We start from the raw sequence: 12,045 nt of genomic DNA, 5'->3' as shown, positions 1-12,045 counted from the left end.
AAACATGAGAAAAAGTATAAATTATTTTTTATTTACTTTAGCATTTATATTGTTATATTCTTGTAGTGATAATGAAAATCCACAAACACAAGAAGTACTGAGTAATAGTACAATTCTAATAACTGGTCATGAATCAAATAGTAATTATTCAATTTCTAAAGCTAAACTTTGGCAAAATGGTATAGCTTCAACAATAGGGAATGGAGTTAATAATTCTATTTCTACGTCTGTTTTTAAAAATGGAAATGATATTTATATTGCTGGTAAAGAAAATAATGTAGCAAAAATTTGGAAAAATGGAATCGCAACATCTTTAACAGACGGTACTAATGACGCTTGTGCTTATTCAGTTTATGTATATAACAATGATGTATATGCAACTGGATATGAGAGAATTGGTAATATTCAAGTTGCAAAATATTGGAAGAATGGAATTGCAACTACTTTAACTGATGGGACTCAAAATGCAGAAGGATTGTCAATATTTGTTTATAATAGTGATGTTTATATTGCTGGAAAAACTTCTAACGGAGCAATTATTTCAATTGCAACAATTTGGAAAAACGGAATTTCAACAGTATTAACAAGTGCGAATAATTTTTCTATAGCAAATTCAATATTTGTCTCAAATGGAGATGTTTATGTATCAGGTTATGACAATGACGGCGCTAAGTTTATTGCAACATATTGGAAAAATGGAATTACCAATTCATTAGTCAACCATTCACAAGATTCATTTGCAAATGCTATTTTTATTAAAAATAATGATGTTTATGTAGTTGGCTCAGAGTACAATGGTGCTTTTCAAGTAGCACGATTATGGAAAAACGGAATTGCCACTACAATAACTGACAACACAAAAACATCATATGCTCAAAATATTTATGTTAACGGAGCAGATACTTATATAGTAGGTAGAGAATTAAATAATTCAAAATTTATTGGTAAAGTATGGAAAAATGGAAATGAAATATACTCACTAGAGGGAGTAAATAATGTATATTTACGTTCAATTTTAGTGTTTTAATATAAAACTATATGAAAGAAGATACAAACAAATCTGAATTTCTATTCGGAAAAGAAAATTATAAAATATTAATCATTGGATTAGTCGTGATTGCCTTAGGTTTCATTTTAATGAGCGGTGGTGCGAACGAAAATCCAAATGTTTTCAATGAGGAAGTATTTAGTTTCAGAAGAATTAGATTAGCGCCAACAGTTGTGTTAATCGGTTTTGGAATTACAATTTACTCGATTTTAAAGAAATCTAAATCTGAAAACTAATCTATATTTTTAAGATTCTGAGTTTCTAAGAATCTAAGTCAGATATTTTTATTTGATTTAATCAGTTAAAGTTTAATTGTTTACTAATTACAAATAATTATGTTAATATTATTTTACCAAATTGGTATTTTCTTAGCTATTCAAATTGCGGCATTTTTTGGCAAAAACTCTAGAAACGTAGCAGTTACCTTAATTGTAATTTTTTCAATATTACAAATATTTACATATTGGCTTTTAATATTTCAGTTTGTAACTATATTTATTGCATTTATTAAATCTGAACAATGGTTTTTTAATGAAAAATTAAGTCCAACGGAAGAAAAAAGAAGACAAGTTTATAGGGATTTTGGTGTTGAATATAAAAAGGGAGATTCAACAACTATGAAAGTAGAATGTGAGCCTGAAAGAATTGAGAGACTTGAAAAGTCTAGAAAATTTGTTGAAGATGCAGAAAGAAGATCTGAATTAGATAGAATAAATAAATTATAAATGGATTTACTACAAGCCATAATCATCGCTATTGTTGAAGGTTTAACCGAATATTTACCAGTTTCTTCAACAGGTCATATGATTTTTACGAGTTCTTATTTCGGAATTGAAAAAGAAGAATTTGTGAAATTATTTCAAGTTTCTATACAATTCGGAGCCATTTTAGCGGTTGTGGTGTTGTATTGGAAAAAGTTTTTCGATTTCTCGAAATTACAATTCTTTATCAAATTAGCTTGTGCAGTTGTTCCAGCTTTAATCTTAGGAAAATTATTCGATGATAAAATCGAAGCCGTTTTAGAACATCCAACTCCAATTGCAATTGTGCTAATTGTTGGTGGAATTGTATTATTATTTATCGACAGGTTTTTTCAAAGTCCAACCGTTCACAAAGAAGAAGATATTACGATTAAAAAGGCAGTTACTATTGGTTTTTGGCAATGTTTAGCCATGATGCCAGGAACTAGTCGTAGTGCTGCAAGTATAATTGGAGGAATGCAACAAGGTCTAACTCGCCAAGCGGCTGCTGAGTTTTCGTTCTTTTTAGCAGTTCCAACTATGTTAGCGGTTACATGTTATTCAGTATTTTTAAAAACCTATGATAAAAGTGGTTTAAAAGGTTTCGAATTGATTCTAAAATCAGAAGAAAACACTAAAATGTTTATTATTGGAAATGTAGTAGCATTTGTGGTTGCGGTTTTAGCGATTAAATTTTTCATAGAAATTATCAAAAAATACGGATTTAAACCTTGGGGTTGGTATAGAATTATCGCAGGAATTCTTTTATTAGCTTACTTTAATTTATATAAATAATGACTCCAGAAGATTACTTAGAAGGACAAATTTTACTTATTGATAAACCACTAAAATGGTCGTCTTTTCAAGCAGTAAATAAATTAAAGTTTGGTTTAATTAAAGAATTAAAATTACCAAAAAAATTCAAAATTGGTCATGCTGGAACATTAGATCCATTGGCTTCTGGCTTATTGATTATTTGTACCGGAAAATTCACCAAAAGAATTGAAGAATTACAAGGTCAAGCTAAAGAATATACGGGAACAATTACAGTTGGAGCGACTACACCATCTTACGATTTAGAAACAGAAATCAACGAGACTTTTCCAACTGAACATATTACAGAAGCTTTAATTCAAGAAACTTTACCGCAATTTATTGGTGAAATCGATCAAAAACCACCCGTTTTTTCTGCTATTAAAAAAGACGGAAAACGTTTGTACGAATCGGCTCGTGCTGGAATTGAAGTCGAAATTAAAACTAGAAAAGTAACCGTTTCAGAATTCGAAATTACCCGAATTGCCTTACCAGAAATAGATTTCAGAATTGTATGTAGCAAAGGAACTTATATTCGTTCAATTGCTTACGATTTTGGTTTAGCTTTAAATTCTGGCGGACATTTAACGGCACTTCGCAGAACAAAAATTGGTGATTATTCTGTGGAAAATGCTGTAGAACCTGAAGCTTTTATTGAAGGGTTGAAAACGGTTTAATTTCATGAAAAAATATCTTTATTTAATTATAACTTCGCATTTAATCATTAGTTGTGCTACAAAAAAAAATGAAGATAGGTTTGAAAAAATAATATTCCATACCACTAAATGTTTTGGAACTTGCCCAGAATATCATTTAGAACTCAATAAAAATCAAGAAATCAAGCTTTATATTGAAAAAGCCTATCAAAAAAGAATACTTGACACTTCAAGGATAGGTTATTATAAAGGAAAACTTGATAATAAGACTTATGCGGAATTTCTTGAATTACTAGGGAAAATGGATTTGGATAAATCTGGAATAATTGAACCTGAACGAGAACCAAATACAGTAGTTTTAAGAGAAACTTCGCAATTATATTTAATTTTGTATAATGATAAGTTAAGAAAGCCTATTATTTATATTTATCCAGCAGGTCATTGGCAAAAGATAATGGCTTTTCTTTATAAAATTGCTGAAGATAAAAGCTTGACTAAAACTAATGAAGAATTAGATATTGAGAAATTCGATTAAAACTAAAGTTCTACAATTACTCGTGAATTATCCCAACAATCTCCTTCATTGTAGAAATTCCTTTATCCTCTAAATACCATTTTTGCAACGCAATTTTCGCTGGTTCATCTACAATTCCGTGTTTCGCTTTATAATCTAGGATTAAATTTTTTGCAGCTTCAGGTCGTGGTCCCCAATGATTGATGACTTCTAAGTTTTCATCTAAAACAATCAATTTCGGAATCGATCTTGCGCCATTAGTTAAAAATTGTGCCATTAAATCGTCATTCTCATCACGCAACACAATTTTCAAATTTATATTTTCTGAAGATTCTGCCATTAATTTTATAATAGGTAAAATCTGAGCGGCATCGCCACACCAACCTTCTGAAATGACTAACCAAGTTTGTTTCGCTTTCAAATTTTGTAATTTTTCCAATACTTCCGAATCCATTTTCAGGGTTTTTTCTAAACGGTTCATGCGTACTTCATTCAGTTCAGAATAGTGCAGTAAATCGGCACTTTGTTCTTTTCCTGTCGATTTTCCTTCGCTAATTAATTTTGAAACTAAAGTTCTGTATTCGCTATAAGAAATACTTTTTTGAATAGCCGATTTGATAATAGATAACATAGTAGATGAATTGATTATACAAAATTAAAAATAATAAACGGTAGTAGTGTAATATTAGTTACATATAATAATTCGAGTATATTATTCGTTACTTTTGTGTGGATAATCTGATAATAATGAAAAATAATTCAAAAAATAAAGGTTTCGTTTTTTCTGGTGGCGGTTCTAAAGGAATTGCACATGCAGGCGTGTTGCAATATTTATATGAGCAAAACATAAAACCTTCTTGTATGGCTGGTTCAAGTGCTGGAGCAATTGTGGGTGCAATGTATGCTTTCGGAAAAAAACCGGAAGAAATTTTAGAATTTTTCAAATCGATTTACTTTTTTCATTGGAGACATTTTACTTTTAAAAAAGCTGGAATCGTAGATTCAGATTCGTTTAAACATTATTTTAAAGGAATATTTGGTGATATCACTTTGGGTGAATTAGAAATTCCAATGTACATTACCGCAACCGATATGGTGAAAGGAAAATTGAAAATCTTTAGTCCGGAGACCAAAGTTGTAGATGCGATTTTGGCTTCAACAGCTGTTCCCGGGATGATTTCACCTTATGTTATAAATGGAGAATTGTTTAGTGATGGCGGTATTTTAAATCATTTTCCTGCCGATTTATTAGTCGGAAAATGTGAATCCATTATTGGTGTTTATGTGAGTCCTTTGCAAAATATGGAAGCGATTCATCTAAATTCTATAAAATCGGTTACGTATAGAGCATTGGAATTGTTGACGGCCAATTCGAGTTTTCAAAAATTTAATTATTGCGATTTAATTATCGAACCTAAAGAACTAGCTAATTTTAGTACGTTTGAAACCAATAAATTGAAAATGGATTTGATTTATAAAATTGGTTATGAAGAAGCCAAAAAAAGTTTTGAAAATTTAGTATCATAAATCTTAAAAACATATTTTTTAAAAAAGAGCTATTTAACTATATTTGCATCAGAATTTCAGAATTAGTAATTCTGTAAACAAAAAATAAACAATCCAACACAATGAGTTACAAAAGAATCCTTCTTAAATTAAGCGGAGAAGCCTTAATGGGCGAGAGACAATACGGAATTGATCCTAAAACTTTAGCAGAATATGCTTCAGAAATTAAGCAAATTCATGACCAAGGCGTAGAAATTGCCATTGTAATTGGTGGAGGAAATATTTTTAGAGGTGTGGCTGGTGCTAGTAATGGTATGGATCGTGTTCAAGGCGATTATATGGGAATGTTAGCAACTGTGATTAACGGAATGGCGTTACAAGGTGCTTTAGAAGATGCTGGAATGCCAACTCGTTTACAAACCGCTTTAAAAATTGAAGCCATTGCCGAACCATATATCAAAAGAAGAGCAACGCGTCACTTAGAAAAAGGAAGAATTGTAATTTTCGGAGCTGGAACAGGAAATCCATATTTCACAACAGATACAGCAGCAGTTTTAAGAGGAATTGAAGTGGGTTGTGATGTGATTTTAAAAGGAACTCGCGTTGATGGAGTTTATACTGCCGATCCAGAAAAAGATGCTAACGCAACAAAATACGACACAATTACGTTTGATGATGTATTAGCGAAAGGATTAAATGTAATGGATACGACTGCATTTACGTTAAGTCAAGAAAATAAATTGCCAATTATTGTTTTTGATATGAACAAAAAAGGTAACTTACTTAAAATTTGTAAAGGCGAAACAGTAGGAACTACGGTAACTATTTAATTACGAATTTAGAATTAGGATTTACGAATTTAGAAATATAAAGTTAGTGAAAGTTAGATAGGATTTAGAAAATGCATTTTTTAACCTGAAACTTGAAACTTGAAACAAAAATGTTATGACAGAAGAAATTAATTTTATTATCGACAGTGCGAAAGAATCTATGAATGGATCTGTAGCGCATTTAGAAAAAGAATTTTTAAACATCAGAGCTGGAAAAGCTTCTCCTCAAATGTTAGGAAGTGTTTTTGTAGATTATTATGGTGCGCAAACGGCTTTGTCACAAGTGGCGAATGTGGTGGCTGCTGACGCAAGAACTTTAACAGTTACGCCTTGGGAAAAAGCGATGTTGCAACCTATTGAAAAGGCAATTATGATTGCTAATTTAGGTTTAAACCCGATGAACAATGGTGATAATATTATCATTAGTATTCCTGCTTTAACAGAAGATAGACGTAAAGAATTAGTGAAACAAGCTAAAGCTGAAGCGGAAGATGCAAAAGTTGGTGTGAGAAATGCTAGAAAAGACGCCAACAACGACATTAAAAAAGAAGAAAAAAATGGAACTTCTGAAGATATTTGTAAAACTGCAGAAGAATCAGTTCAAAAAATAACAGATTCATACATCAAAAAAATTGAAGAAGTTTTAGCGGTTAAAGAAGCAGAAATTATGAAGGTATAAGTTTTCTTTTTAGAAAATAGATTAAAGAAAACCCTGCAAATATTTAGTTTGCAGGGTTTTTTGTGTAATAATTCTATCTTTTCTCAATCAACTCTTTCAAATACACTTTCATATCTAAAAACTCAAAATCAATCGTTTTTTTGATTTTGCTTGTATCGTGAATTTCTAAATTGTATAAAGAATTTATAGTTGATTTTGTTAACATTCTTTTTCTGAAAAATAGTTTAGCAAACACAAATTCCAAAACACTTGCAGTTTGTGTTTGCCACTTTTTGACTAAATATTTCGGTTTTTTGACTTTGGTGGCAGAGGCACTCGAAGCCAAGCAATCCGCAATTCTATCAAATAATTCTTTATAAGTAACATCTTCTGCAACTAAAATAAAGCGTTCGCCAGAAATGGTGCTTTTCATTAGAGTTGTCATGGCTTTTACTACATCTTCCACAGCTACAATCCCGAGTTTGCCTAAAGTATAAAACGATTGTCCTTCTTTGATGTTTTGAATGAATAAACTACTGCCTTCTTTTGGAAATCCGTTTCCAAAAATCACACCTGGGTTGACAATTACCACGTCTAAACCTTCTTGAAATCCGCGCCAAACTTCCATCTCCGCGCCAAATTTCGAAATCGAATAATCGCTTCTAACAGCTTCGTTATTTCTTTCGGTTTCTTCGTTGAGAATTAAATTATGCTCCGTTCCATTTCCTAAAGCTGAAATCGAACTCACATAACACAATTTTTTTACAGTTGTAGATAGGGAAATATTGACCACGTTTGCGGTTCCAACAATATTATTTTGGTAGAGTTTGTCTTCGTCTTTCGGGTCAAAAGAAACTTTTGCGGCACAATGATACACATAAGAAACATCTGTAAAAGCAGTTTCAAGTGCAGGAATATCTAAAATATCGGCTTGCACCCAATCGATTTTTTCAAATTCAGCAAGCTTATTTTCTTTTTGGAATAAATTTTTAACGTGTTGTAGTTTTTTCTCCGATCTATATATTGCCCGAATTGCCTCCTTTTCTAAAGAAAGTTGCAACAATAAATGAAAACCGACTAAACCTGTTCCGCCTGTAACTAAAATCATTTCGTAAAAATACTAAAAATTTGGAACAAAAAAACCTCCCATTTCTGAGAGGCTTATTGTTATTGTTTGTTATACTTATTCTTTAATGAATTTACTACTTGAAATTCCTTTGTCAGTTACTATTTTTATGAAATAATTACCTGTTTTTAAATTAGAAACATCAATTGTTTGTTCCGGATTTGTTATCGTTTGTAATTGTTGACCAAGAATAGAGTAAATGGATAAACTATAAACAGTTACATCTTGTTTTGTTTTCAAATTCAATACTTCTTTTGCAGGATTTGGATAAACCGAAAAATAGTTATCAAACACAAAAGAATCATTTTGTAAAACTTGAAATGTTGATGTGGCTGTATTGGTTACAATCGGGAAATTATAATCAAAGTAAATGTTCGCTAAATTACTAATTGTACTTCCAACTACTAAAGTGTTTTTTGTTTTGATTTTAAAAGCAACATAACCATCATTTGTAGCGTCATCAAAAGGTAAATTAATGTTCTCAAAGATAAATTCTACTTTATTTGGATTACTAATTCTTGTTACACAAGCATGAGAAGCATCTGTCATTTGTAAAGTTGAAATATCAAACTTTGCCGTGTCAATCATGTCTTTCACTACAATGTTTTCTGCTGGAAAAGTTCCTGTATTTTCAAATCGAATTTTATAATGTACATATTCGCCAATCATACTTGGGTTAATAGTGTTTCCTTCTAAACAAGTTTTATCATTAGGATCAAAAGAGTTTACAACGGTTTGATTTAATGAAAATGTATTGTCTATTGGTGTATCGTCAGTATTTAAACCATTAATAACTGCAGAATAATTTAAAACATAACCAGGATTAACTGCAGGAGTTTCTGTTGGAGAATTCACGTTTAAAGTTACAATAAATTCACCGTTTTGAGAAGGAGTTATTGTCCCAATATTCCATGAAAGACTTCCTGTTGATTGAGAATTTGGTGCTAAAGTTGAAGAAACAAAATCTAAAACCGAATCGTTATAATTAAAAACTAAAGTAGCTGTTTCGCTTAAGTTTCCTTTGTTTTTATACTTAATTTTATAGGTAGCATCAAACCCTGGACGTGCTGGTGTCAAAGGAATAATAACCACTTCTAAATCGTGATGTGTGCCATTTGGAGTAATACAAAAATTTTGAACAAATGGGCTTGGAGTTGCAGGAAACGTTACTGAAGCACTTGTTGGAAAAACAGTAAAATAGCTTGGATTTTCAAGTTGTGGTGTGATAGTATGTGTGCCTGCAGAAACTGGAATCAAATAATTACCAGAATTATTTGATATTAAATTACTTGTTATTGAGCCATCAGTAATTGTATATTTTAAATTTGGATAAATTGTATCACAGCCATTATTGTTTACGTCTATTTTGTTAGTTCCGTTAATTGTGTAATAAATCCCAAAAGGAGTGAATTTGCAGTAGCTACCCACATTACAAGTGGCAGAATACCCGTAATCATTTACTATTGATGTAACTTGTGAAATATAATTTTCACTTACACAAACATAAGCCAAATTAGGATTGTTGTTAAATGTTAATGATGAGCCGGTATTATTTAAAAAAAGTGTTATTAATTGGTTATTACTACAATTGAAATAAAGAAAAGTAAAATCACTTACATCTAAATTTGTCAATTGATTGTTGTCACAATATATATATTGTATATTATTTATAGTACTAAGGTTTAAATTGGTTAGTTGATTATTATTACATTTAAAATATTGCATAGAAGTCGTTATTCCATTAACATTTAAATTAGTTAGTAGGTTGTCATTGCATTCTAAATTTTGTAGAAGAGGTGAATTACTAACATCTAAACTAGTTAGTTGGTTATTGTAACACCACAATGATTTTAAATTTGTTAAAGTGCTAAGGTCTAAGTTTGTAAGTTGGTTATATGAACAATTTAAACTGTTTAAATTGGTTAATGCACTAATGTTTAAACTAGTTAGTTGAGTATTAGTACAGCTTAAATCTTTTAAATTGGTTAGGGTATTAATATTTAAACTTGTTAGCGGATTACCGTTACATTGTAAATATGTTAAATTCGTTAAGTTTGATATGTTTAAACTTGTTAGTAAGTTGGCTCGACATTTCAGCCATTTTAAATTTGTTAAGCCACTAATATCCATACTTGTTAATGCATGTAATTCACAATTGAAAAATTGTAAATTTGAAAAACTATTTATCCCTTCTATACTAGAAAAATCATTGAATGTGCTTGATAAATCTAAATATTTAATTAAAATAGCTTCGCTAACTTGTATTTCACCATCGCTATTAGTGTCAATTTTATTATAACTAGTTACAGTTCCATCATAAGAATTAGGTATTTGAATTGATGCTCTGGAATTTGTTGTGTTAGCTCCTATCAAATAAGCTTTGAATAATGAGTTTGGTATGTTTACAATTTGTGCTTGCGTGAAAAATGTTGCTAAAAAAGTAACTAAAAAGTAAATTTTTTTCATAGTTGTAAGTAGTTTAGTACTAAAAAATAATTTTCAAAGATAATAGTTTTTTTAGCAAAATCTTAATGATTAGAAAATTACGATTAATAATAGAATTTTAATTCATAAAATTTCTTCAAATAAACTACAAAATCACATTTCTAAAACTCAATAATTCGCACTATATTTGCACTTTAAATGAATATTAGCAAAAGATGAAGAAGCACATAAGAATTATAGATTTATTAGAAAACACAAAAACGTTACAAGAAGTAAACGCAAAAGGTTGGGTAAGAACTTTTAGAAACAATCAGTTTGTTGCGCTAAATGATGGTTCAACGCTTAATAATATTCAGTGTGTGGTGGATTTTGAAAACACGCCTGAAGAAACGTTAAAGCGTATCACAACTGGTGCTGCAATTTCTGTTATCGGAACTTTAGTGGAAAGTCAAGGTGCTGGACAGAAAGTAGAAATTCAAGTGACTAAACTAGAAATTTTAGGAGATTCTGATGCGGAAAAATTCCCAATACAACCAAAAAACAAACCAAGTTTAGACTTCCTTAGAGAAAATGCACATTTACGTACAAGAACAAATATGTTTGGTGCGATTATGCGTGTACGTTCTAAGTTGTCTTTCGCGGTGCATAAATATTTTCAAGAAAAAGGATTTGTGTATGTAAATACGCCAATTATTACGGGTTCAGATGCAGAAGGAGCAGGAGAAATGTTCCAAGTTTCGGCTTTGCCATTTGACAATACACCAAGAACTGAAGATGGAAAAGTAAACTACAAAGAAGACTTTTTCGGAAAACAAACTAATCTTACGGTTTCTGGACAGTTAGAAGCTGAAACGTATGCGATGTCTTTAGGTCAAGTATATACTTTCGGACCAACTTTCCGTGCGGAGAATTCTAATACTTCTCGTCACTTGGCTGAATTTTGGATGATTGAGCCAGAAGTGGCATTTAATGATTTAGCTGCGAACATGGATTTAGCTGAAGATTTTATTCAAAATGTGATTAAATACACAATGGATAATTGTTCTGAAGATTTGAAGTTCTTAGAAAATCGTTTAATCGAAGAAGAAAAAAACAAACCACAAGCGGAACGTAGCGAAATGGCGTTATTAGAGAAGTTGAATTTCGTTTTAGAAAACAATTTCAAACGTGTTTCATATACAGAAGCTATTGATATTTTAAAGAATTCAAAACCAAACAAAAATAAAAAATTCCAATATTTAATTGACGAATGGGGTGCCGACTTACAATCGGAACACGAGCGTTTCTTAGTGGAAAAACATTTCAAATGTCCAGTAATTTTATTCGATTATCCTGCGAAAATTAAAGCATTTTACATGCGTTTAAATGACGGAACAGAACCAGGAAAAGAAACAGTAAGAGCCATGGATATTTTATTCCCTGGAATTGGAGAAATTGTTGGAGGTTCTCAACGTGAAGAACGTTTAGACGTTTTAATCGAAAAAATGAAAGCTTTAGGTATTGATGAAGAAGAATTATGGTGGTATTTAGATACTCGTAGATTCGGTTCAGCAGTACATTCAGGTTTCGGATTAGGTTTCGAAAGATTGGTATTATTCGTAACTGGTATGACAAATATCCGTGACGTAATTCCTTTCCCAAGAACACCAGATAACGCAGAATTCTAAAAATTTGTTTCAAGTTTAAAGTTTCAAGTTGTTGTATTCGCA

General features: G+C 30.9%; 13 protein-coding genes. 10 read left to right on the top strand and 3 right to left on the bottom strand.

Features of this window, described 5'->3' with window-relative positions; translation table 11 throughout:
- The first annotated feature begins 4 nt into the window (after nt 1-4).
- The 6 genes from BMX42_RS09770 (at nt 5) to BMX42_RS09745 (ending at nt 3,792) form a co-directional block, all read left to right on the top strand.
- Nucleotides 5-1,027 (top strand): hypothetical protein, encoded by a 1,023-nt coding sequence (locus BMX42_RS09770; protein ID WP_091313058.1) that lies wholly within the window; start codon nt 5-7, stop codon nt 1,025-1,027.
- An 11-nt stretch (nt 1,028-1,038) separates the two neighbouring features.
- A complete protein-coding gene (locus BMX42_RS09765; protein WP_091313055.1) occupies nt 1,039-1,284 on the top strand; it encodes a DUF3098 domain-containing protein in 246 nt (81 codons plus the stop codon).
- Nucleotides 1,285-1,383: 99 nt separating this feature from the next.
- Nucleotides 1,384-1,773, top strand: coding sequence for a hypothetical protein (locus BMX42_RS09760; RefSeq protein WP_091313051.1), 390 nt, complete (start codon nt 1,384-1,386; stop codon nt 1,771-1,773).
- Nucleotides 1,774-2,583 carry an undecaprenyl-diphosphate phosphatase gene (locus BMX42_RS09755; protein ID WP_091313048.1) on the top strand — a complete coding sequence of 270 codons (810 nt, stop codon included), beginning with the start codon at nt 1,774-1,776 and terminating at the stop codon, nt 2,581-2,583.
- Nucleotides 2,583-3,278: a tRNA pseudouridine(55) synthase TruB gene (truB, locus tag BMX42_RS09750; RefSeq protein WP_091313045.1), complete on the top strand. Its 696-nt coding sequence runs from the start codon at nt 2,583-2,585 to the stop codon at nt 3,276-3,278. Before BMX42_RS09755 ends, truB begins: the two co-directional genes overlap by 1 nt.
- A gap of 4 nt (nt 3,279-3,282) precedes the next feature.
- On the top strand, nt 3,283-3,792 hold the full coding sequence (locus BMX42_RS09745; RefSeq protein WP_091313041.1) for a DUF6438 domain-containing protein: 510 nt from the start codon (nt 3,283-3,285) through the stop codon (nt 3,790-3,792).
- A 16-nt stretch (nt 3,793-3,808) separates the two neighbouring features.
- Here the strand turns inward: BMX42_RS09745 and BMX42_RS09740 are convergent, their stop codons facing one another.
- Nucleotides 3,809-4,402, bottom strand: a complete 594-nt coding sequence (locus BMX42_RS09740; RefSeq protein ID WP_091313038.1) for a thioredoxin family protein — start codon at nt 4,400-4,402, stop codon at nt 3,809-3,811.
- Between the two features lie 116 nt (nt 4,403-4,518).
- On the opposite strand from BMX42_RS09740, the gene BMX42_RS09735 reads away from it, so the two are divergent.
- The 3 genes from BMX42_RS09735 to frr all read left to right on the top strand — a co-directional run bounded on the left by BMX42_RS09735 (nt 4,519) and on the right by frr (nt 6,786).
- The gene (locus BMX42_RS09735) at nt 4,519-5,298 is read left to right on the top strand and encodes a patatin-like phospholipase family protein (RefSeq protein ID WP_091313035.1); all 780 of its coding nucleotides are present in this window, start codon (nt 4,519-4,521) and stop codon (nt 5,296-5,298) included.
- Nucleotides 5,299-5,399: 101 nt separating this feature from the next.
- Nucleotides 5,400-6,107: a UMP kinase gene (gene pyrH / locus BMX42_RS09730; protein ID WP_091313032.1), complete on the top strand. Its 708-nt coding sequence runs from the start codon at nt 5,400-5,402 to the stop codon at nt 6,105-6,107.
- A gap of 115 nt (nt 6,108-6,222) precedes the next feature.
- Entirely contained in the window at nt 6,223-6,786 is a 564-nt protein-coding gene (frr, locus tag BMX42_RS09725; RefSeq protein WP_091313030.1) for a ribosome recycling factor, read from the top strand.
- A 73-nt stretch (nt 6,787-6,859) separates the two neighbouring features.
- Here frr and BMX42_RS09720 read toward each other — a convergent pair whose 3' ends face one another.
- On the bottom strand, nt 6,860-7,873 hold the full coding sequence (locus BMX42_RS09720) for an NAD-dependent epimerase/dehydratase family protein (protein ID WP_091313027.1): 1,014 nt from the start codon (nt 7,871-7,873) through the stop codon (nt 6,860-6,862).
- A gap of 75 nt (nt 7,874-7,948) precedes the next feature.
- Entirely contained in the window at nt 7,949-10,357 is a 2,409-nt protein-coding gene (locus BMX42_RS09715; RefSeq protein ID WP_091313024.1) for a DUF7619 domain-containing protein, read from the bottom strand.
- 194 nt (nt 10,358-10,551) lie between these two features.
- Between BMX42_RS09715 and asnS the strand changes: the two genes are divergently transcribed.
- Entirely contained in the window at nt 10,552-12,003 is a 1,452-nt protein-coding gene (asnS, locus tag BMX42_RS09710) for an asparagine--tRNA ligase (RefSeq protein ID WP_091313021.1), read from the top strand.
- Nucleotides 12,004-12,045: the final 42 nt, after the last annotated feature.

It is taken from the genome of Flavobacterium terrigena (assembly GCF_900108955.1).
Taxonomy (GTDB): Bacteria; Bacteroidota; Bacteroidia; order Flavobacteriales; family Flavobacteriaceae; genus Flavobacterium; species Flavobacterium terrigena.
This window is presented reverse-complemented; position numbering and strand designations above follow the sequence as displayed.

Excerpts from the sequence above, each read along its gene's own strand:
- BMX42_RS09770 (WP_091313058.1), top strand. The coding sequence starts at position 5 with ATGAGAAAAAGTATAAATTATTTTTTATTTACTTTAGCATTTATATTG.
- BMX42_RS09765 (WP_091313055.1), top strand. The coding sequence starts at position 1,039 with ATGAAAGAAGATACAAACAAATCTGAATTTCTATTCGGAAAAGAAAAT.
- BMX42_RS09760 (WP_091313051.1), top strand. The coding sequence starts at position 1,384 with ATGTTAATATTATTTTACCAAATTGGTATTTTCTTAGCTATTCAAATT.
- BMX42_RS09755 (WP_091313048.1), top strand. The coding sequence starts at position 1,774 with ATGGATTTACTACAAGCCATAATCATCGCTATTGTTGAAGGTTTAACC.
- truB (WP_091313045.1), top strand. The coding sequence starts at position 2,583 with ATGACTCCAGAAGATTACTTAGAAGGACAAATTTTACTTATTGATAAA.
- BMX42_RS09745 (WP_091313041.1), top strand. The coding sequence starts at position 3,283 with ATGAAAAAATATCTTTATTTAATTATAACTTCGCATTTAATCATTAGT.
- BMX42_RS09740 (WP_091313038.1), bottom strand. The coding sequence starts at position 4,402 with ATGTTATCTATTATCAAATCGGCTATTCAAAAAAGTATTTCTTATAGC.
- BMX42_RS09735 (WP_091313035.1), top strand. The coding sequence starts at position 4,519 with ATGAAAAATAATTCAAAAAATAAAGGTTTCGTTTTTTCTGGTGGCGGT.
- pyrH (WP_091313032.1), top strand. The coding sequence starts at position 5,400 with ATGAGTTACAAAAGAATCCTTCTTAAATTAAGCGGAGAAGCCTTAATG.
- frr (WP_091313030.1), top strand. The coding sequence starts at position 6,223 with ATGACAGAAGAAATTAATTTTATTATCGACAGTGCGAAAGAATCTATG.
- BMX42_RS09720 (WP_091313027.1), bottom strand. The coding sequence starts at position 7,873 with ATGATTTTAGTTACAGGCGGAACAGGTTTAGTCGGTTTTCATTTATTG.
- BMX42_RS09715 (WP_091313024.1), bottom strand. The coding sequence starts at position 10,357 with ATGAAAAAAATTTACTTTTTAGTTACTTTTTTAGCAACATTTTTCACG.
- asnS (WP_091313021.1), top strand. The coding sequence starts at position 10,552 with ATGAAGAAGCACATAAGAATTATAGATTTATTAGAAAACACAAAAACG.